20 protein-coding genes and 1 tRNA gene are annotated in these 19,778 nt (G+C 65.2%); 14 read left to right on the top strand and 7 right to left on the bottom strand.

All coding sequences use genetic code 11. From position 1 onward, the window contains the following. The first annotated feature begins 21 nt into the window (after positions 1–21). Both BM125_RS08595 and BM125_RS08590 read left to right on the top strand, forming a co-directional pair. Entirely contained in the window at positions 22–231 is a 210-nt protein-coding gene (locus tag BM125_RS08595; RefSeq protein ID WP_092407113.1) for a cold-shock protein, read from the top strand. Between the two features lie 78 nt (positions 232–309). Then, complete coding sequence (locus tag BM125_RS08590; protein WP_092406955.1) at positions 310–792, top strand: FKBP-type peptidyl-prolyl cis-trans isomerase; 483 nt, start codon at positions 310–312, stop codon at positions 790–792. Positions 793–922: 130 nt separating this feature from the next. Here BM125_RS08590 and BM125_RS08585 read toward each other — a convergent pair whose 3' ends face one another. Beyond that, the gene (locus tag BM125_RS08585; protein WP_092407111.1) at positions 923–1,801 is read right to left on the bottom strand and encodes a peptidylprolyl isomerase; all 879 of its coding nucleotides are present in this window, start codon (positions 1,799–1,801) and stop codon (positions 923–925) included. A gap of 263 nt (positions 1,802–2,064) precedes the next feature. Between BM125_RS08585 and BM125_RS08580 the strand changes: the two genes are divergently transcribed. After that, positions 2,065–2,445, top strand: coding sequence for a PadR family transcriptional regulator (locus BM125_RS08580; RefSeq protein WP_092407109.1), 381 nt, complete (start codon positions 2,065–2,067; stop codon positions 2,443–2,445). Further along, positions 2,442–3,353, top strand: coding sequence for a sensor domain-containing protein (locus BM125_RS08575; protein WP_092406953.1), 912 nt, complete (start codon positions 2,442–2,444; stop codon positions 3,351–3,353). The genes BM125_RS08580 and BM125_RS08575 overlap by 4 nt, the downstream gene beginning before the upstream one ends. Before the next feature lie 41 nt (positions 3,354–3,394). On the opposite strand, the gene BM125_RS08570 is transcribed toward BM125_RS08575, so the two are convergent. From BM125_RS08570 to BM125_RS08560, 3 genes are all read right to left on the bottom strand, one after another. Next, the gene (locus BM125_RS08570; RefSeq protein ID WP_245778849.1) at positions 3,395–5,011 is read right to left on the bottom strand and encodes a hypothetical protein; all 1,617 of its coding nucleotides are present in this window, start codon (positions 5,009–5,011) and stop codon (positions 3,395–3,397) included. A gap of 64 nt (positions 5,012–5,075) precedes the next feature. Continuing rightward, entirely contained in the window at positions 5,076–7,328 is a 2,253-nt protein-coding gene (locus tag BM125_RS08565) for a TonB-dependent receptor (protein ID WP_175497981.1), read from the bottom strand. Between the two features lie 239 nt (positions 7,329–7,567). Beyond that, the gene (locus BM125_RS08560; protein WP_092406947.1) at positions 7,568–8,872 is read right to left on the bottom strand and encodes a polyhydroxyalkanoate depolymerase; all 1,305 of its coding nucleotides are present in this window, start codon (positions 8,870–8,872) and stop codon (positions 7,568–7,570) included. A gap of 252 nt (positions 8,873–9,124) precedes the next feature. On the opposite strand from BM125_RS08560, the gene BM125_RS08555 reads away from it, so the two are divergent. Beyond that, the gene (locus BM125_RS08555; protein ID WP_245778848.1) at positions 9,125–9,754 is read left to right on the top strand and encodes a class I SAM-dependent DNA methyltransferase; all 630 of its coding nucleotides are present in this window, start codon (positions 9,125–9,127) and stop codon (positions 9,752–9,754) included. 71 nt (positions 9,755–9,825) lie between these two features. Here the strand turns inward: BM125_RS08555 and BM125_RS08550 are convergent, their stop codons facing one another. Together BM125_RS08550 and yidD are read right to left on the bottom strand one after the other, a co-directional pair. Beyond that, positions 9,826–10,629 (bottom strand): M23 family metallopeptidase, encoded by an 804-nt coding sequence (locus tag BM125_RS08550; RefSeq protein ID WP_245778857.1) that lies wholly within the window; start codon positions 10,627–10,629, stop codon positions 9,826–9,828. A 141-nt stretch (positions 10,630–10,770) separates the two neighbouring features. Beyond that, positions 10,771–11,040, bottom strand: coding sequence for a membrane protein insertion efficiency factor YidD (gene yidD / locus BM125_RS08545; RefSeq protein WP_217647836.1), 270 nt, complete (start codon positions 11,038–11,040; stop codon positions 10,771–10,773). A gap of 117 nt (positions 11,041–11,157) precedes the next feature. Between yidD and dksA the strand changes: the two genes are divergently transcribed. The 4 genes from dksA (at position 11,158) to BM125_RS08525 (ending at position 16,413) form a co-directional block, all read left to right on the top strand. Beyond that, on the top strand, positions 11,158–12,138 hold the full coding sequence (dksA, locus tag BM125_RS20960; RefSeq protein ID WP_092406941.1) for an RNA polymerase-binding protein DksA: 981 nt from the start codon (positions 11,158–11,160) through the stop codon (positions 12,136–12,138). A gap of 185 nt (positions 12,139–12,323) precedes the next feature. Further along, positions 12,324–13,679: a phosphoglucosamine mutase gene (gene glmM, locus BM125_RS08535; protein ID WP_245778855.1), complete on the top strand. Its 1,356-nt coding sequence runs from the start codon at positions 12,324–12,326 to the stop codon at positions 13,677–13,679. 113 nt (positions 13,680–13,792) lie between these two features. Continuing rightward, entirely contained in the window at positions 13,793–14,728 is a 936-nt protein-coding gene (locus tag BM125_RS08530) for an isopenicillin N synthase family dioxygenase (protein ID WP_092406937.1), read from the top strand. Beyond that, positions 14,728–16,413: a glycosyltransferase family 39 protein gene (locus BM125_RS08525; RefSeq protein ID WP_092406935.1), complete on the top strand. Its 1,686-nt coding sequence runs from the start codon at positions 14,728–14,730 to the stop codon at positions 16,411–16,413. The genes BM125_RS08530 and BM125_RS08525 overlap by 1 nt, the downstream gene beginning before the upstream one ends. A gap of 40 nt (positions 16,414–16,453) precedes the next feature. Here the strand turns inward: BM125_RS08525 and BM125_RS08520 are convergent, their stop codons facing one another. Further along, a complete protein-coding gene (locus tag BM125_RS08520; RefSeq protein WP_092406933.1) occupies positions 16,454–17,266 on the bottom strand; it encodes an SDR family NAD(P)-dependent oxidoreductase in 813 nt (270 codons plus the stop codon). Between the two features lie 215 nt (positions 17,267–17,481). On the opposite strand from BM125_RS08520, the gene tpiA reads away from it, so the two are divergent. From tpiA to BM125_RS08495, 5 genes are all read left to right on the top strand, one after another. After that, positions 17,482–18,249, top strand: coding sequence for a triose-phosphate isomerase (gene tpiA / locus BM125_RS08515; RefSeq protein ID WP_092406931.1), 768 nt, complete (start codon positions 17,482–17,484; stop codon positions 18,247–18,249). A 5-nt stretch (positions 18,250–18,254) separates the two neighbouring features. Further along, positions 18,255–18,710 carry a preprotein translocase subunit SecG gene (gene secG / locus BM125_RS08510; RefSeq protein WP_092406929.1) on the top strand — a complete coding sequence of 152 codons (456 nt, stop codon included), beginning with the start codon at positions 18,255–18,257 and terminating at the stop codon, positions 18,708–18,710. Positions 18,711–18,717: 7 nt separating this feature from the next. Continuing rightward, positions 18,718–18,802: transfer RNA gene (locus BM125_RS08505), tRNA-Leu, on the top strand. Between the two features lie 70 nt (positions 18,803–18,872). Beyond that, a complete protein-coding gene (locus tag BM125_RS08500) occupies positions 18,873–19,229 on the top strand; it encodes an NADH-quinone oxidoreductase subunit A (protein WP_092407105.1) in 357 nt (118 codons plus the stop codon). Further along, the gene (locus BM125_RS08495) at positions 19,220–19,774 is read left to right on the top strand and encodes a NuoB/complex I 20 kDa subunit family protein (RefSeq protein ID WP_092406927.1); all 555 of its coding nucleotides are present in this window, start codon (positions 19,220–19,222) and stop codon (positions 19,772–19,774) included. The genes BM125_RS08500 and BM125_RS08495 overlap by 10 nt, the downstream gene beginning before the upstream one ends. Positions 19,775–19,778 lie beyond the last annotated feature (4 nt).

Below are 19,778 nucleotides of genomic sequence, written 5' to 3'. Positions count from 1 at the left end.
CAACTGTTCAAGGATCAAGCCATGTCTGAACGCGAAAACGGCACTGTCAAATGGTTCAACGACGCCAAGGGTTTCGGATTCATCACGCGTGAGTCCGGTCCTGACGTATTCGTGCATTTCCGTTCGATCGAAGGCAGCGGTTTCAAGTCGCTCGCCGAAGGTCAGAAAGTCAGCTTCACCGTGACCCAGGGCCCGAAGGGACCCCAGGCCGAAGCCGTACGCGCTGACTGATCGTCCTTCGATCATCCACGCCGACCCCGGGCGCTCGCGCCCGGGGTTTTTTTTCTTTCAAGATTACCGAGGTATTCCATGCAGATTGCGGAACGCAGCGTTGCATCCTTCCACTACACCCTGACCAACGATGCGGGCGACGTGCTCGACAGCTCCGAAGGACGCGAGCCACTCGCCTACCTGCACGGGGTCGGCAATATCGTGCCGGGACTCGAACGCGAGATGGCCGGTCATGTCGCGGGTGACCGCTTCAATGTCGATGTCGCACCCGAAGAGGGCTATGGAGACTACATCGACGAGCTGGTCCAGATCGTCCCGCGCACGTCCTTCCAGGGCATCGATGATCTCGCCGTCGGCATGCAGTTCCAGGCCCAGACCGGCCAGGGTTCGATCGCCGTCGTCGTCACCGAGATCGAGGGCGATGAAGTCACCGTCGACGGCAATCATCCGCTCGCCGGCGAGACCCTGCATTTCGCCGTCGAAGTGGTCGAGGTGCGCGAGGCCAGCGCCGAGGAACTGCAGCACGGCCATGTGCATGGCGCCGGTGGGCATCATCATTGACTGGAGCAGGGATTCGGGATTCGGGATTGGGGATTGGGGATTCGGACAAGCGTTTCGCTTGCGGTCGAGTTCCGGGTTTCCGGATCCAGCCTTGCCGAATCTCGAATCCCAAATCTCCAATCCCGGCCTGTCAGCGCTTTTTCTCTCTGACAGGCAAGGGCACGTTGCAGAGGTCGATCTTGCCGGCCGGGGTCAGGTACCAGTCGTCGCTGCGGTTGCGCCGCGACTCGACCAGCGCCGTGAAGGTCGGCGTGTCGGTACGCAGGATCTCGAGGTCGCTGCGTTCTGCGGCGGCCACATCGGCGGACAGGCGGATGCTGCGGATCGGCAGCATCTGTTCGCGCTTCTCGTAGAAGCCGGCGGGGCCGCTGCCGCGCGGCAGCGCTGCCAGCAGGTCCATGCCGCGGACAACGCGCCCGACCGTCGCGATGTTGCGATCGAGCTGGCGCGGCGCATGGCCGATCACGACATAGAGTTCAGCGCCGCTGCCCGATTCGGCCTCGTTGCCGCGCCCGGCGCCGACCATGCCGTAGCAGTGCGCCAGCCAGGCCTGGCCGGATTTCGGGTCGCGCGCGGCCGGAAAGCCGTCCGAGAATCCGACGTCGGGGGCATAGACATCGCCGTCCGGCAGGCGTGTGAAGGCAAGTCCCTGGGCCGGACGACTGAACTCCGCCGGCAGGCTTGCGCGGGCGTCGCCGAGAGGCCGCGCCTTGGCGGTGTCTTCGGCGTTCGGGTCGCCCCATTGGGTGACGAAATTGTCCTGCACGCGCAGGATCGCCAGCCCATCGAAATACTTCTGCCTGACCAGAGTGCGGATGTTGGCTGCATGCAGCGGAGCGAACTGCGTCGCCAGTTCGATCACGACACGACCGCCGGGCAGTTCCATGTACAGCGTGTTGGCCGGGTCCAGCGGTCGCCAGTCGGCCGGCTTCGAGGAGTCCAGCACCTGCTGCATGGTCGGTTTTTTCGCCGTCGCCTCGGCCGCGTGGAGCAGGCCGACGCTGGCCATGCAGAGGAGGACCAGGGCACAGCGCGCAAGTCGCCGGCGGATGGCCCGGCGACGCCCGCTTGTGCTGGCGGCGGACTGGAAATGGGATGTCATGGACACCGGACTGGCGGGAATCGGCATGGCAGCTCGCGACCTGGAAGGGAAGAAGCGACAAGACTAGCCGCTCCGACACCGTTGCGCGCCCATGACTTCCGGCGCATTCACTAGTGCGAAGTAAACACTATGATCCATTCAACGCTATAGCGTAATGAATGGCAGCAGTCGTGACCGAGCTCGAAAGCCACCTGAAGAAGTTCGAGAAGGAGCTCTCCGCCGGCTCGGTTTCGCTGGTCCTGCTGGCCGTGTTGGCCGGGGCCGAGGAGCCCATGTATGGCTACCTGATCGCCAAGCGACTGGCCGACGGCGGCGAGGGCGTGCTGGCCGGCAAGCAGAGTGCCCTGTATCCGGTGCTGCGCAATCTCAGCGCCGCCGGCCTGCTCGACAGCGAGGTCGAACCTTCGGTGGCCGGCCCGCCGCGCCGCTATTACCGCATCACCGAGCTCGGACGCGCCGTGCTCAAACAATGGATCGCAAGCTGGGCGACGACGCGGGACTTCGTCGACAGCGTGCTGGAACGCAACACTTCGCGAGGGGCGAAATCATGAGCCAAGCCATCCCAAGGACCATCCCCGAGTATCTCGACCAGTTGCGCTCCGCCTTGCGCGGCGCCGATCCGGCGATGATCCAGGACGCCCTGTACGATGCCGAAGAGCATCTGCGCGCCGAACTGGCCGAACATCCCGAACTCGACGAGGCGGCCATGCTGGCGAGGGTCGCGACGAGCTACGGCGCGCCTGACGAGGTCGCCGAGATCTATAGGGTCAAGGAAGGCGAAGTCGAGCAGGCACTGCGGCCGCGCCGGCGCCAACCGGTCGCCGAAAAATCCCTGCTGGCCCGATTCTTCGGCGTCGCGGTCGACCCGCGTGCCTACCTGGCCCTGTTCTACATGGTCCTGACCCTGGCCACCGGCATCTTCTACTTCACCTGGGTCGTGGCCGGCCTCGGCATGTCGGCGGGCTTCGCCATCCTGATCATCGGCATCCCGTTCATCATCCTGTTCTTCGCCACGGTGCGCGCCCTGTCCTTCGTCGAGGGCAAGATCGTCGAGGCCATGCTCGGCGTGCGCATGCCACGCAGGCCCCAGGCGATGCAGCCCGGCGGATCGATCTGGCAGCGTATCGGCGCGATGTTCACCGATCCCAGGACCTGGAGCACGCTGTTCTACATGTTGCTGATGATGCCGCTCGGTGTCCTCTACTTCTGCATCGTCACGATCGGTTTCTCATTCGCGATCGGCCTGACCCTGGCTCCGTTCGTGCACCTGTTCAGTCCGTACGGCAGTGGCATCGTCATGGTGGACGGCGACTACGTGACCTGGTCGGCACCGCTGTGGAGCCTGCCATTCGTGTTCGTTGGCGGCGTGCTGCTGTTCTTCGTCATGCTCCACATCGTGCGCGGAATCGGCCAATTGCACGGGCAACTGGCCAAGCATCTGCTGGTCAAGGCGGGCTGAACGATTGCCGCAGGGCGACCTGGGTCCGGTCCGCTGCCGGATCAGGGTCCTTGGTTGCGGCCCGCGCGCTGCAACGACAGCAGGAACACCAGCAGCGCCAGCACGGCATAGGCCGCGCTGAACTGGCCCATGATCGGGCGCAGTGATCCGGCCAGGCCCGTCGGCAGGTAGACGCCGCCCGATGGCAGCACCGAATGAATGACGCCGAACAGGGTCAGCACGGCACCGAGCAGGAGGATAGCCGCAGCGCGGCGCAAACGACCGTCGATCAGGGCGACCACGAAGCTGGCCCAGATCATCGAGGTGATGATGAAACCGTTGCCGAGGACGACGATCGTGGCGACTTCGGAGATGCCGCGGCTGCTGTCGTTGAACAACCCCTCGAAGCGCGCCGCATCGACAATGGCCGGATCGCCGAGCTTGATGGCGAGCAGGCGAGCGATCGCCGGAAAGAACGCGACGACCACGGCCGCCGCGTGGCGCGCCGGGGTTGCCTCGAAGGCCTGGGTCATGATGCTGATCGCGACGAAGACGAGGATCGGCGCGAGTACGGCGAAGGGCAGTGTCTCGACGATGTCGGAGAGGTAACCGAAGATGCCGCCGAGGCCGATGAACAATCCGGTCAGGACCACATAGCTGATCCGTGCGCCCATGGCCTTGTAGGCAGGCTGGCCGATGTAGGGCGTGGTCTGGGCCACGCCGCCGCAGACACCGGCGATGAGGGTCGAGAACGATTCGGCGAGCAGGATATTGCGGGTCGGGTAGTCGTCGCCGGCGGCGCGAGCGCTTTCGCTGACGTTGATGCCGCCGACGACCATGAGCAGGCCAAACGGCAGCAGCAAAGGCAGATAGGGAATCGTCAGCGGCAGACCATCCATGAAACCGGTGCCGGGCAGGGGCAGGGCGAAGCGGAACTGCCAGGGAGCCGGCGCATGATATGCGCTGCCGAGAAGGCCGCCCGCGCCGAGTCCGAAATAGAGCAGGGCGGCGACCAGGAATGCCGCCAGCACGCCCGGCATCGCGAATGGCAGGCGGCCCTTGCCGATCAGCGCGTAGAGCACGATGCCGAGTCCGGCAAGACCGACCACCGGCATGCGCAGGATCTCGACCAGCGGCAGGAAGCCGATCAGCATCAGGGCGATGCCGGCAATCGAGCCGAGCAGTCCGGCGCGGGGCACGTGCTTCTGCACGAGATCGCCGAAGAAGGAAAGGACGAACTTGAACAGGCCCATGACCACCAGCGAGGCCATGCCGAGCTGCCAGGTCATGATTGCCGCGGTTGCAGGGTCGTAGCCGGCGCGTTCGTGGAAGCCGACATAGGCCGGACCGAGCACGAGCAGGGCCATGCCGATGCTGGTCGGGGCGTCGAGTCCGAGTGGCATCGCGGTGACCGTTTCGCGGTTCTCACGTCGAGCCAGGTTGGCCGCCATGCGCGCGTAGATCAGGTTGCCGACCAGCACGCCGAACGCGGTGCCCGGGAACATGCGCGTGAAGACGATCTCGGCCGGAAAGCCGTAGATGCCGATCAATGCCGTGGCGATGAAGCCGAGGATCGACAGGTTGTCCACGACGAGGCCGAAAAAACCGTTGACGTCGCCACCGGAGAGCCAGCGCGAACGGACCTCAGCGCGCATCGCGCGGTCCCTGCGCGCCGCCATGCCGTTGTTCCACGGCGGCATGGCAGCGCAAACCGGACATCGGCGGGTCGGTCGACGTGGCCACTCAGTAGCGTGCGGTGAATTCCGCCCCGATGATGCGCGGCTCGTTGATGAAGCCGGTCAGGTTGTTGAAATCGATGCCGCCGACGATCGCCTTGCGGTCGGTGATGTTGCGTCCGTAAAGGGCGGCCTCATAACGGCCGTCCTGCCACAGATAGCCGATGCGCAGACCGCCTTCGAGCAGCGGTTTGCCGGTGAATTCGGTCGACTCGTAGAGGAAGAAGTTGACCTTGCTGCGGTACGCCCAGTCGGTGAAGATGAAGAATTCACCGTCGCCCATGGGCACGCTGTAGCGCGCCGTGACATTGCCGATCCAGCGCGGTGCCTGGGGCAGTGCGTTGCCGTTGATCGAGACCAGGCCTTCGCCCGGGCCGGGCGGGTCGAGCACGGTGCAACCGCCGCCGCAGGGCGCGATGTACAGGTTCGGGTCCTTGATCTCGGTCTTGTTGTAGCTGCCGCCCACGGTGACCAGCAGGCGATCGGTCAGGTAGGCCTCGAGATCGAGTTCGAAGCCGCGGCCAATCGACTTGTCGGCATTGACGAGCTGGTTGAAGTTGGCCGCACCGCCGACCGCGGTCAGCTGCTGGTCCTTGACCGTGTAGCTGAAAACCGAGAAGCCGAGTCGGGCGCGACGGTCGAACAGGTCCGCCTTCACACCGGCCTCGTACGAGAACACCTTTTCCGAGCCGGCCACCGAAATGGTGTCGCCGAAGACCAGGCGACCCTGGATGCTCGGGGCGCGGAAGCCCTTGGCCGCGCGCGCGTAGAGGTTGACCTGCTCGCTGGCCGCATAGTTGATGCTGACATCCCCGCTGACGTCGCTGGCGCTCGGGTTCGCGGTCAGCGGTCCGATCGGATCGGCCCCGAACGGCGAGAGATAGCGGGTCGCTTCGAAGTCCTTCTCGTCCCGCGTGTAGCGCAGGCCGCCCTTCAGGATCCATTGGTCGGTCAGGTCGTAGTCACCGGACACGAACAGGGCCCAGGCCTTGTTGTCCTGCTTCTGGCGGGCGTAGCCGTCCTCGACGCTGCCGGCCAGGGTGTTGTAGCTGAAGCTGTCGATGGTGATCTTTTCGCGGTAGAGATACAGGCCCGACTGCCAGTCGAAGCGTCCCCAGTCGTTCGAGGCGAGGCGGAATTCCTGCGACCACTGGCTGTGTTCGGGCAGGCCGTCGGCGGTCTCCGATGGAAACGGGATCAGACCCGGACCGGATGGCGGCGCGAAAACGGCCCCGAAGCCGCCATCGATGTCGCCGCGGTTGAGCGAGTCGGCGCTTTCGTAGCCGGTCACCGAGAACAGGCTCAGGCTGCCGAAGTCCCAGTGCAGGCGCGCGCTGGCGCCGTGGGTCTTGAGCTCGGAAAAATTGTGACCATCGATCGCGATCTGGTCACGCTCGAAATCATCGACGAAGTCGTTGGTTCCGGGCTTGATGATGTTGGCGCGGAACAAGCGTGCGGAACCGTCCATGCGCCTTGCATGCACGTTGAACAGGGCGTCGAAGTTGGCCCCGGGGTCGTACAGGAACTGGGCGCGCACGGCCGATTCGTTGTAGCCCTCGAGCGCATTCTTCTCGCCGGTAAAGGTATTGTCGACCCAGTCGTCGCGATGCTGGTAGAGACCGGATATGCGCGCCGACCAGTTCGGGCTGAGCGCTCCGCCGATGGCGCCTTCGAAAGTGCCCGTGCCGTAGCTGCCGTAGCTGATCCTGGCGTAGCCGCTGGTTTCCTGGCTCGGCTTGACCGACTCGAACTTGATCACGCCGGCCGGCGTGTTGCGGCCGAACAGGGTGCCTTGCGGGCCGCGCAGCATCTCGATGCGGTCGAGGTCGAAGACCGGGAAGCCCTTCAGCAGCGGACTTTCCTGGACGACTTCGTCGTAGATCAGGGAGACCGGCTGCGATGCGTTGAGGTCGAAGTCGGTATTGCCGAGTCCGCGGATATAGAAGCGCGGGAACGCGCGGCCATACGACGACTCGATGTTCAGGCTCGGCAGGCGCGCCGAGAGGAAGCGGATGTCGGCGCCACCCGAGGCGATCACGTCGAGTTTCTCGTCGGCGACCGTGGTGATCGAGATCGGCACGTCCTGCACGCTTTCCTCGCGCCGTTCAGCGGTAACCGTGATCACGTCGAGCACCGACGTGCCCTTCTTTGCTTCGGTTTCGGTTTCCTGGGCATTCGCCAGGCCCGGCAGGGCAAGGCTCAGCGCGATGGTGAGCAGGCGAATCCTCGGTGCGTTGCGTGATGATCTGGACATGGAGATCCCCGGTTGCGCAGTGCTGTGGACGATGCAACGACCCCGTGCGACGGACCGCTGCCCCTGTGCCGCGATCGCGATATGACGCGCGGGCAAGCGTAGCCGCAATGCGGTCGTGCGCATAGATGCCGGAAGCGGCATCAGGCCGACGCGGTGGTCCTGGGATCTTCTGGTGTTTCGTCAGCGCAGACGAAGGGTGCCAAGCCGCCCGCTGGCGCGGGCTGGCGGCCCATGGACGGCCCGGCTCAGGCTTTCGCAGTCCGGCGCCTGCGCGGCGCCGTGGTCTTGCCGGCAGGCGCGGATTTCGGCCCCGAGTGTTCGGCAATGAAATCGCGCAGTTGTGGGTAGATCGTCTCGCGCCAGCGACGGCCGCTGAAGATGCCGTAGTGGCCGGCGCCCGTGACCAGCAGGTTGCGCTTGCGCGCGGCAGGAATCCCCGAGCACAACTCGTGCGCCGCCTCGGTCTGGCCACGTCCGGATATGTCGTCGAGTTCGCCTTCGATGGTGAGCAGGGCCGAGTCGCGGATGTCGCCGGGCCTGACCCGCTGGCCGCCGATTTCCCAGAGGCCTCGCGGCAGCAGGTGCTGCTGGAACACGGTCTTGATCGTATCGAGGTAGAACGGCGCAGGCATGTCGAGCACGGCGTTGTACTCGTCGTAGAACTTGCGATGGGCTTCGGCATCCTCGAGATCGCCGCGGCGCAGGTCTTCGTAGAAGTCCCAGTGCGAGCTCATGTGCCGGCTCGGATTCATGGCGACGAAGCCGGCATGCTGCAGGAAGCCGGGATAGACCTTGCGGCCGGCGCCCGGATAGTTCGACGGTACGGAGTGGATGACATGGTTCTCGAACCACTCGATCGGCTGGGTCGTGGCCAGGTCGTTGACCTTGGTCGGGCTGCGCCGCGGATCGATCGGGCCGCCCATCATGGTCATGGTCAACGGCGTTCCTTCCCTGTTCGAGGCGAGCAGGGAAATCGCCGCCATCACCGGCACGGTGGGCTGGCATACCGAGATCACGTGCAGGTGTTCGGCGCCGATGTGGCGGATGAATTCCTGGATGTAGGCCACGTAGTCGTCGAGCCCGAAATCGCCCTGCGAGAGCGGCACCATGCGGGCATCGATCCAGTCGGTCAGATAGACCTTGTGGTCCTGCAGCAGCGAACGCACGGTGTCGCGCAACAGCGTCGAATGATGGCCGGACAAGGGCGCCACGACCAGCACGACCGGATCCTTCTTCAGTTCGCCAAGGGTTTCCACATCGTCGCTGAAGCGCTTGAAGCGGATCAGGTTGCAGAACGGCTTGGCGATCGAGACCTTTTCCGAGATCGGCGTTTCATGGCCATGGGCCATGACCGACTCGATGGCGAAGGCCGGTTTCTCGTAGTCCTTGCCGAGCCGGTAGGTCAGCTCGTAGCCGGCGGCCAGGCGCTGGACGCCGGGTAGCTGGGACAGCCAGTTTTCCTTGCCTGTCAGTAGTTGCGCTGCAGCACCCGACCAGCCGACAAGCGGATTCATCAGCGAGCGATTCAGTTCGTGCAGGTGGTACAGCATAGAGCCGGCCTCGGATTTCGATGGCGAATCCCCCATCTTTAGCCCTTCCGGCGATATGTGCAAGTGCACATTCCACGACCTGGGCGCCGCGAGTCGGCTGCGCAGGCCGGCCGAGATCACGGCACACCCCGTGCGGAGGGCCTGGCGACGGGCCATGCGGCGTTCGCTCGGGCTGGCGGGGCCGGCGGTACCGGTTCTTCGCGCGAGTGCCCGTGCTCTGTACCATCGGGTGTCGCTTTCGGATACGCGTGGATGACAGAACCGATGAAGGAAAAGGCCTACGACCGAGCCTACTTCGACCGCTGGTACCGCGACCCGCGCTCGCGGGTTCGCGCCCAGGGCGAAACCCGGCGCAAGGTCGCCATGGTGGTCGCCCTGGCCGAGTACTATCTCGGACGCAGTGTCCGCAACGTGCTCGATGTGGGCTGCGGCGAGGGTGTCTGGCGCGCGCCGCTGCGCAGGCTGCGTCCGCGCATCGACTATCTCGGCCTTGATTCGAGTGGCTACGCGATCGCGCGCTTCGGCCGCGCACGCAACCTGCGCCTGGCGCGTTTTTCCGACCTGGCCGAACTGCGCTTCGAGCAACGTTTCGACCTGATCGTCTGCTCCGACGTGTTGCACTATCTGCGCGCCCCGGAACTGGTGCGGGGCCTGTCGGGCTTCGCCGAACTGCTCGGCGGCCTGGCCTTCATCGAGTTGTTCAGCTCGCGCGATCCCGTCGATGGCGACATGGCAGGCTTCATACCGCGGCCCCCGGGCTGGTACCGGAAGCGATTCGCCGAGGCCGGCCTGATGGCCTGCGGTTCCCATTGCTACCTCAGTCCGTTGCTGCAGCGCTCGGTCTCTGAACTCGAACGTGCCGATCGACAAGAATCCCGGTGACAGGACTGTCGCAAGATCCTGGCTGATCGGCTCTGGCGTGGGCGGTTCGGACCGTCGGCGCGATCAGGGGTTCAGTGCCCGCGCTCGAGCACGAGTTGCGGATCGATGCGGACATCGAACCAGTTCATTCCCCAATGCAGGTGCGGACCGCTGGCACGACCGCTGGAACCGACCGCCGCGATCACCTGGCCTTGTTCGACGCGCTCGCCGGGTTCCACGTCGATCCGGGACAGGTGCAGGAAATTGCTGCTGAAGCCGTGGCCATGGTCGATGACGAGGGTGCCGCCGGTCAGGTAGAGATCGGTGGCCGCGAAGGTGACGATGCCACCGGCGGGCGCCTTGACCGGCGTTCCTCTCGGCGCCGCGATGTCCATGCCCGAGTGCGCGGATCCGGCCTTGCCATCGTAGATGCGCTGGTTGCCGAAGCGCCCGCTGATGCGGCCATCGAGCGGACGGATGAAGGCCGCGGTGAAATCCGTGCGCGCATCGTCACGTTCGCGCGCGGCGGCGACGGCAGCCTGTTCGCGCCGGATCCGCGCGGCAATCTGCGGCGGTGGATCAACGGTTTTCGGTGGCACACCACTGACCCGCTCGACCGGCCAGTCGCGCTTGCTTACCTCAATCCTGGCGAGGTGGTGGCTGCCGTCCGGACTCTGCACGTCGATGCCCAGCGGACCCGTGGCGTCACGCGCGACACCGAATCCGACCGTGCCGTACGGGGTGACACGCAGCATCCGCCCGGCAAAGTGGACGACGCTACCGGCCGGTACCTTGCCGAGCACCATCGCACCCTGCGACGCCTGTTCGGGAAAAACGATGCGATCGGCATCGCCGCGCGCAACGCTGGACGTGGCGAGGCCGAGCAGTCCGGACAGAACAAGCAGGTCAAGGAGCCTCAACAGGCCTCCCGGACTGGCCGCACGTGGATCAGGCCGTCTTCCGTGAAGTGGGTTGAAGTCGATCGAGGCGCCTGGCGGGGTTGCTGTCCGGCACGCCGCGCATGGAAGGGTGGTTCATCACTCATGGTCGTGTCCATGCGCCTTGCTGGCGCGCAGGAACGGTCGCCAGCTGAAGTTCTCCGGTACCGGATCGAGGCCGCCTTCGCACATCGGTTGGCATCGGAGCAGCCGGTTCAGCGCCAGCCAGCTGCCACGCAGGCTTCCAAACCGGGCCACGGCCACGCGCGCGTAATCCGAACAGCTCGGATGAAAACGGCAGCGCGGCCCGAGCCACGGACTGATCATGCGCTTGTAAAATGCCAACAGTAAGAGGATAAGCCGGGACACGGGGGTGATAGTGTTTGGCGCAGTGAGGCGTCGACCGCAGCGCCTGATGCAGCGGTTGCCGGGGCGGGGTACTTAGGCTATAACACGCCGCCGCCGAGTCACAAGGTAAGGACGGAAATGGCGAAATCCAAACAGAAACCCAAGGCGAGCGCGAAATCCGGCAAGGCCATCGCGAGCGCCAGGAGCGCGGCCAAGCCGAAGGCCAAGCCTGCGGTGAAGGCGGCCAAGTCCAGTGCCAAGCCCGCTGCAAAGGCCAAGCCCGTCGTCGCGAAGTCCGCATCGAAAAAGGCGGCCGCTCCAAAAAAGCCAGCACCCGCGGCAAAGAAGCCGACCGCCTCGGCCAAGGTCAAGACGCCCGTGAAGGCCGCCAAGGCGAAGAAGGTCGCGCCACCGGCAAAGCCGGCCAGATCCGCGAAACCCGCAAAGCCAGCCAGGGCGGCCGGCAGTGCGGTGGCAAAACGCGTCCCGCCCGCATCGGCCTCGGCGAAGAAAACCGTCAGCAAGCCGGCTCCTTCCGGCAAGTCCACAACCCCTCTCTCCAAGAACAGCAAGTCTTCTGTGACCGAAACCACGACCGCTGCACCGGCAACATCCAAAAAGAATGCGAAGATCAAGGCGATCGCCGTTCCTTCGAAAGAGAAGGGCGTGACCATGCAGGACGGCCGTTACGCGCTGCCGACCAATACCTCGATCGAATTGCCCGCGGGCTATCGCCCGTCGGCCAAAGAGGAGTACATGAATCCCCGGCACCTCGAGTATTTCCGGCGCAAGCTGCAGAGCTGGCGTGAGGATCTGGTCGAGGAGTCCAAGCAGACCATCGAGAACCTGCGCGACGAGGTCCGCGACGTCGGCGACGAGGCCGAGCGCGCAACCCGCGAAACCGAGAACTCGCTCGAGTTGAGGACGCGCGACCGTTACCGCAAGCTGATCTCCAAGATCGACAAGGCGCTCAAGCGCATCGAAGAGGGCCGCTACGGCTTCTGCGAGGAAACCGACGAGGACATCGGCCTGGAGCGTCTCGATGCGCGGCCGATCGCCACCCTGTGCCTGGACGCCCAGGAGCGTTGGGAGCATCGCCAGAAACAGATGGGCGATTGAGGTGCCGGGAGCCGGGAATAGGGAATGGAGAATCGGTAAGGCTGCTCTCCGCTGTGATGCGGTGTCCGCTAGCGTAAGCCCGTTTCGTCGGCAAAATGGTTCGGAAGCGGGGAACCGCTTTTTCCATTCCTCATTCCACATCCTCAATTCCCGGCCTTTCAGCCATTCCCCATTCTCAATTCCCGATTCCCGTGGATAGGAAGTACTTCGGCACCGACGGCATCCGTGGCCAGGTCGGCCAGTGGCCGATCACAGCGGAGTTCATGCTCAAGCTCGGTCGGGCGATGGGCGCCGTGCTGGCCCGCGAAGGCGAGAGGCCGATCGTTCTGATCGGCAAGGACACGCGGATTTCCGGTTACATGTTCGAATCCGCGCTCGAGGCCGGCCTGCTCGCCGCAGGTGCGGAGGTGCGCCTGCTCGGTCCGATGCCGACGCCCGGGGTCGCCTACCTGACCCGATCAATGCGCGCCGATGCCGGCATCGTCATCAGCGCCTCGCATAATCCACATCAGGACAACGGCATCAAGTTCTTTTCGGCGTTCGGCGAAAAGCTCGACGACGATGTCGAATTGGCGATCGAGGCCGAACTCAGCCTGCCGTTCTCGACGGTTGCCTCGGAAGCGATCGGCAAGGCCATGCGCATCGAGGACGCCTCGGCGCGCTACCTCGAGTTCTGCAAGTCGACCGTATCGCGTTCGTTCAACCTGCACGGAGTCCATCTGGTCGTCGATTGCGCCCACGGCGCCACCTACCAGATCGCACCGAAAATGTTTGGCGAACTCGGCGCCACCGTGACCGCGATCGGCAATCGACCGGACGGGCTCAACATCAATCGCGATTGCGGCTCGACCAGCCCTTCGGCCCTGGCCAGGACAGTCGTCGAGTCCGGGGCCGATCTTGGCATCGCCTTCGACGGCGACGGTGACCGCTTGCAGATGGTCGACGCCAGCGGACGCGTCGTCGACGGCGACGAACTGCTGTACGTGCTGGCCATGGACTGGCATGAGCAGGGCCGTTTGCGCGGTCCTCTGGTCGGTACCCTGATGAGCAATTTCGGGCTCGAGCAGGCGATGGGCGCGCTCGGCGTGCCGTTCCTGCGCACCCGGGTCGGCGACCGCTACGTGATGCAGGCCCTGCGCGAGCACTCGGGCGTGCTGGGCGGCGAGACGTCGGGCCATATCCTCTGCCTCGACCGGGTATCGACCGGTGACGCCATCGTCAGCGCGCTGCAGGTGCTCGAGGCACTGGCGCGCAGCGGACGCAGCCTGGCCGATGCGGCAGGCGGCATGCGCAAGGTGCCGCAGACCACGGTCAACGTGCGCGCCAGTGGCGGTCCGCGACTCGTCGCCGACGCCGAGGTCCAGCGCGTGCTGGCCAGCGTACAGGGCCAGCTGGCCGGCCAGGGCAGGGTCGTCCTGCGCCCTTCGGGCACCGAGCCACTGGTCCGGGTGACGGTCGAAGCGATGGATTCCGCGATCGTTTCGCGCCTGGCCGAGGAACTGGCCGACGCCGTGCGCGCAGCCCAGGCGCGCATTACCTGACCCGTTGCGGTCTCGTCGCATTCCCTGCCGCCTGGCGTCTTCGACGCCGCCGCCCGATCGCGCGGGTCGTGGGATAATCGCCCACTCTGCCGATTCAATACCGTGAGCCCGCGATGAAACACGTACCCACGCTCGACATCCGCCGCTACGATTCCGACCGCACCGCCTTCGTCGCCGAGCTCGGCGCGGCCTACCGCGAGTTCGGGTTCTGCTGCATCAGCGGCCACGGCATCCCGAAGAGTCGTATCGATGCGGCCTATGATGTCTTCCAACGCTTTTTCGCCCTGCCCGAGGAGACCAAGCTCAAGTACCACCAGCCGGGTACGGGCGGTGCGCGCGGGTATACGCCTTTCGGCATCGAGACCGCGAAGGATTCCAGGCACCCGGACCTCAAGGAGTTCTGGCATATCGGTCGGGAAATTCCGCGCGATTCGAAATACGCGGCACAGATGCCGGCCAATGTATGGCCCAGCGAAATCGAAGGGTTCCGCGAACATGGCTACGGACTGTACGAGGCGCTTGATGCGCTCGGCACCCGCGTGCTGCGCGCGCTGGCCCTGCATATCGACCTGGCCGAGGATTTCTTCGAGGACAAGACCTGCTTCGGCAATTCGATCCTGCGTCCGATCCACTACCCGCCGATCACCGCGGAGGACATCCCGAACGTGCGCGCCGGCGCCCACGAGGACATCAATTTCATCACCCTGCTTGTTGGCGCCAGTGCCGAAGGACTCGAGGTCCTGACCCGCGACGGCCAGTGGCTGCCGATCACCACGGAGGGGGATGCCATCGTCGTCAACATCGGCGACATGCTGCAGCGCCTGACCAACCACGTCTATCCCTCGACCACGCACCGGGTCGTCAATCCGCAAAACGAGAATGCGCGCAAGCCCCGATATTCGGTCCCGTTCTTCCTGCACCCGAATCCGGACGTCGTGCTCGACGTGCTTCCGTCATGCATCGACGACGACAATCCGAGCCGGTACCCGACGCCGATCACCTCGCACGAGTACCTGCTGGAACGCCTGCGTGAAATCAAGCTGATCTGATGAAGGCCGGTACCCGAATGCCCGGGTTCGGCCCGGGCGTCGTTCGCGCGATCGCGCTGATCGGGGCAGTCTTCCTCGCGCTGCGCGGAGCGTTCGCGGGGTCGTTCATTTTCGACGACTATGCGCTGCTGGCGCTGCCGCGCTTCCTCGACAATCCGCTGCTGCCGTTCTGGCACCAGCATGTGGAAGGCGGCCTGCACTACCGGCCACTCGGCGTGCTGCTCTGGTGGCTGAGCGAGCGCCTGTTCGGTGCCGATGCCTGTCCGCATTACCTGCTCAACGCGGCCCTGCTGTCGCTGGTCGTGCTCTCCCTGTGGCGTCTCGTTGCCCGCCTGATCGGTGATCGGGGTACGGCCTTTGCCATCGCATTCGTGTTCGCCATCCACCCGATCGCGATCGGCACCACGGCCTGGCTGTCGAATCGCTACGAGCTGCTCGCCTCGGTATTGGGCCTATTGGCCCTGGCGCGGGCCTGGGAGTATCGCCAGACCCGGCGCACCGGAGCCTTGCTCGCCACCCTGCTGCTGTTTGCCCTCGGCCTGTGCGCGAAGGAAAACACCGCGGCCCTGATTTCCGCGGCCTTCGTGTTCTGGTGGTGGCCGAGCGCACAGCGGCCGGCCTGGCTGGATCGCCGGCAGCTGGCCTGTCTGTGGCTGGCCGCGGTATTCGTTGCCTGGCTTCTGGTTCGACATTGGGTGCTCCCGCCCACCGGCACCGAGCAACTGTTCGCCTACAAGTCGGCCTGGGTGCTTTTCAGCGAGGGCATGGCTGCGTGGTTCCTCAAGCTGCCGAGCTACCTGTTTCTTTGGCCTCGGCTCGGTGGCGTCACCGCGACCCTGTTCGTGCTCGGCGCGTTGGGCCTGCTGCTGCTGGCATGGAATAGGTCCAGAGGCGCCTGGGACCGCGACCGGGTCGCCCTGATCGTGGCCGGCCTGGCCCTGATCGCGGTCGCGGCGTTGGTCCAGTGGCCGCGAACGGGGCTGGTTCTGATGAACCTGCATTTTGGCGCCGATACCCTCGAGGATGTGCTGGCGGCGCGTCACTACTTCATGTCGGCGCTGGGAATGGCCCTGGCCATGGCTGCCGTGTTCGCAGGGTCCGGTCCGGCGACGGCCCTGCACCAGCGCTGGCTGGCCGGCCTCGGCACGGCCCTGCTCGTGATTCCCCTGTTCTCGGTGTCCCAGCACCTGGCCCGCAGCTACCGGGGGACGACCCTCGAACAGGCGCGCTTCGCCAGCGCTGCCGTGGCTGCCATCGGCAAGCTCGACCTGGCCGTCGAGGACTGCCAGATCTACCTGGTCGACACCGACAGCAAGCTGTTCGGATTCTATGTCGACACGACGATCAAGGCCCTCGCGCCGGATCTGTCGAAGCTTGGCCGATGCTTCATCCAAACCGAGTTTTCGCCCTGGTATCACCTCGTCGAGCGATCGGAAGTCCTGCGTGCGCAAAAGCCACCGTTTTCGCCGGTGCGGGCGGGGCGCGACACCGTCGCGCCGATCCTGATCGGCCGTGGAGCCCTGGTGTTCCTGAACATGGCCCCCGAGGCGAAGCCTCCGCTCGGTCCGGGCAGCTACTTCCTGGCCTGGCGCGACGGCGCGTTCGTCGACGTCAGCGAGGAGGTCAGGACGGGGCGCCGCTCGGTCCGGTTCTTCTGCTTTCGCGCACCGAGTGAGTGTCCCTGATCCGGCAGCTGAAGCATGGCGATGGCACCTGATCGTGAGTTCAGTCCGGCTTCTTCTTCCGGATGCGCCTGGACTGGCGTCCCATGAGGGCCAGGGCGAGGCGATCGGGCATCAGCTTGAGCAGGGACTTGATCATGCGATTGACGCGGCCGTTGATGTGGACCGCCTCGCCGCGATCGACCGCGCGCAGACCCTGGCGAACGACCGTCTGTGCATCCATCCACAGCCATTTCGGCAGCTTCGACATCATCGCGCGCGAGCCGGTGACGTCGTGGAATTCGGTGTAGGTGAAGCCGGGACAGAGCGCGCAGGTATTGACGCCGTCCGGACCGTACTCGAGGTGCAGTGCTTGCGAGAGCTTGATCAGGTAGGACTTGGCGCCGGCGTACAGGGTCTGGCCGGCCGAGCCGGGGACGTGCCCGGCGAGCGAGGCCACGTTGATGATCCGTCCATGGCCACGCTCGCGCATGGCTGGCAGCAGGCGATGGCAGAGTTCGGTCGGCGCCGTCATCAGGACCTGGATGAAGTCGGCCTGGACCTGCCAGGGTTGGCTCAGGAAGTATCCGGTTACGCCGTAGCCGGCATTGTTGACGAGCAGATCGACGCCGAGGCCGCGTCGCGCGACTTCTTCGCATAGCAGGCGCGGCGCATCGCGTTCGGCGAGATCGGCCGGAATGATCTGAATGTCGATTCGGTGCGCCTCGCGCAAGGATTGCGCCAGCGATTCGAGGCGCTCGACGCGCCGTGCGCTCAGTACCAACGGGTGACCGCGCGCGGCCAGTTCGCGCGCGAACGCGGCGCCGATGCCGGCCGACGCGCCGGTGATCAATGCGTAGCCCCTGGTCTGGGTCATTCCTGTCCTGTCCGGTTCGAAAGTGCGCAAAGACTAGTCCTCCGCGGCCTGGCCGTCGAACGGGCCAAGCCATGGCGGCTGCCGGCACCGCTGGCCAGGAACAGCGGGCAGGGTGCCCGATCACGAGCAGGCATCGCTGCAACAGGACGTGCCATCATTTGCCGGCACGTCGACGGCTCGCTATCCTTCGCGCCCCGCAAGAGCAGGTTCGTCCGATGCGTCGCAATTTCGTTGCCGGCAACTGGAAAATGCATGGTTCACGTGCACAATCCGCCAGCCTCGTCGCAAGCGTGGTGGAGAACCTGCCCAAATCCGCGGACGTGGCCGTCATCCCGCCGTTTCCGTATCTTTCCGAGCTGATCTCCGCCGCGCGCGGCAGTGCCCTGGGCTTCGGCGCCCAGGATCTCAGCGAGCATGCTCAGGGCGCCTACACGGGCGAGGTGGCCGGGGCGATGCTGCACGACATCGGTTGCCGCTATGTACTGGTCGGGCATTCCGAGCGGCGCCAGTACCACGCCGAGACCGACGCGGTTGTGGCGCGCAAGTTCGTCGCCGCGCAAGCCGCGGGGTTGATCCCGATCCTCTGCATCGGCGAACTGCTCGAGCACCGCGAGGCCGGCGAAACCGAGCAGATCGTCGGTTCCCAGCTCGATGCCGTGCTCGATCTCGCCGGCATTGCCGCATTCGCCGATGCCGTGGTTGCCTATGAACCGGTCTGGGCGATCGGTACCGGCAAGACTGCCACGCCGGAGCAGGCGCAGGAGGTCCATGCGTTCATGCGTGACAAATTCGCGGGGCAGGATGCTAGAATAGCCAGCTCGCTGCGCCTCCTGTACGGAGGCAGCGTCAAGGCCGCCAATGCTGCCGAATTGTTCGCCAGGCCCGATATCGACGGTGGGCTGATTGGTGGCGCTTCGCTGGTGGCGGCTGATTTTCTTGCGATATGCGATGCGGCTTCGGCCGCGGCAAACCGGGATTCCTGATTCAAATGTTCACGATCATTGCCCAAGTCTTCTATGTGCTGATTGCCGTTTCGATGATCGCGCTGATCCTCATGCAGCGTGGCGCGGGTGCCGATGCAGGCTCCGGATTCGGCGGCGGCGCTTCCTCGACCGTTTTCGGTGCGCGCGGTTCGGCAAACTTCCTGTCGCGCAGCACGGCGGTCCTGGCCGGTTTGTTCTTCCTGCTCAGCCTCGGCATGGGCATGTATCACAGTCGCCCCTCCGCTGTTGGCGGAACCTCGGACGACCTTGGCGTCATGGCGGGGGTTGCCCCGGCCGCTCCGGCACCGGCTGCCGGCGACGTGCCGGCAGCAACGACGGCGGCCCCGGCCTCCACCGACGTGCCGGCGCCAGTGCCTGCTCCCGCAACGGACAAACCGGCATCGGAGCCGGTAAAATCCGAAGCGGCGAAGCCGGAGAATGCGAGGAAGGACGGAGCTTGATAGCGTTGCCCAGGTGGCGGAATTGGTAGACGCACTACCTTGAGGTGGTAGCGGCGAGAGCTGTGGGGGTTCGAGTCCCCCCTTGGGCACCAACATCTTGTACAACCGTCGTTGCCGCAGCCTGCGGCAACCGCTGATGCGCCAGGTGGCGCGGAGGTGCATGTGCTAGTCGAGTATTTCCCGGTCCTCCTGTTCCTGCTGGTCGCCACCGGTATCGCCATTGCGTTGCTGGTGCTCGGCAACGTGCTTGGACCGAAGAAGCCCGCAGCCGAGAAGCTGGCCCCCTACGAGTGTGGCTTCGAGGCCTTCGAGGACGCGCGCATGCGCTTCGACGTGCGCTACTACCTCATCGCCATCCTCTTCATCATCTTCGATCTCGAAATCGCCTTCGTGATTCCGTGGGCCATCGTGTTCGACGAACTCGGCGCGTTCGGCCTGGCCGAAATGGGCATGTTCATCGGCCTGCTCGTGCTCGGCTTCGTCTATGTCTGGAAGAAGGGAGCCCTCGAATGGGAATGAGCGACGCCATCGCGCGGGTCATGCACAACCCGACTCCGGGCGGTCCGGTCGACGACATCCTGCGGCCGGGCGACGACAATCCACTGCTCGAGCGCGGTTTCGTCACCGCACGCATGGACGAGCTGGTCAACTGGGCGCGCACCGGTTCGATGTGGCCGATGACCTTCGGGCTCGCCTGTTGCGCCGTCGAGATGATGCATGCCGGCGCGGCGCGCCTTGATCTGGACCGCAACGGCGTCATCTTTCGCCCGTCGCCACGCCAGTCCGACGTCATGATCGTGGCCGGCACGCTGGTCAACAAGATGGCTCCCGCCTTGCGCAAGGTCTATGACCAGATGCCCGAACCGAAGTGGGTCATCTCGATGGGCTCCTGCGCCAACGGGGGCGGCTACTACCACTATTCCTACGCCGTGGTCCGCGGTTGTGACCGCATCGTCCCGGTCGATGTCTACGTGCCGGGCTGCCCGCCGACCGCCGAAGCCCTGATCCACGGCATTCTGCAACTGCAGAAGAAGATTCGCCGAACCAACACCATCGCGCGCTGAGGAC

This window comes from Dokdonella immobilis (assembly GCF_900115085.1).
In the GTDB taxonomy this organism is placed as follows: Bacteria; Pseudomonadota; Gammaproteobacteria; order Xanthomonadales; family Rhodanobacteraceae; genus Dokdonella; species Dokdonella immobilis.
The sequence above is the reverse complement of the archived record's forward strand: the minus strand, read 5'-3'. Positions and strand labels throughout refer to the sequence as shown.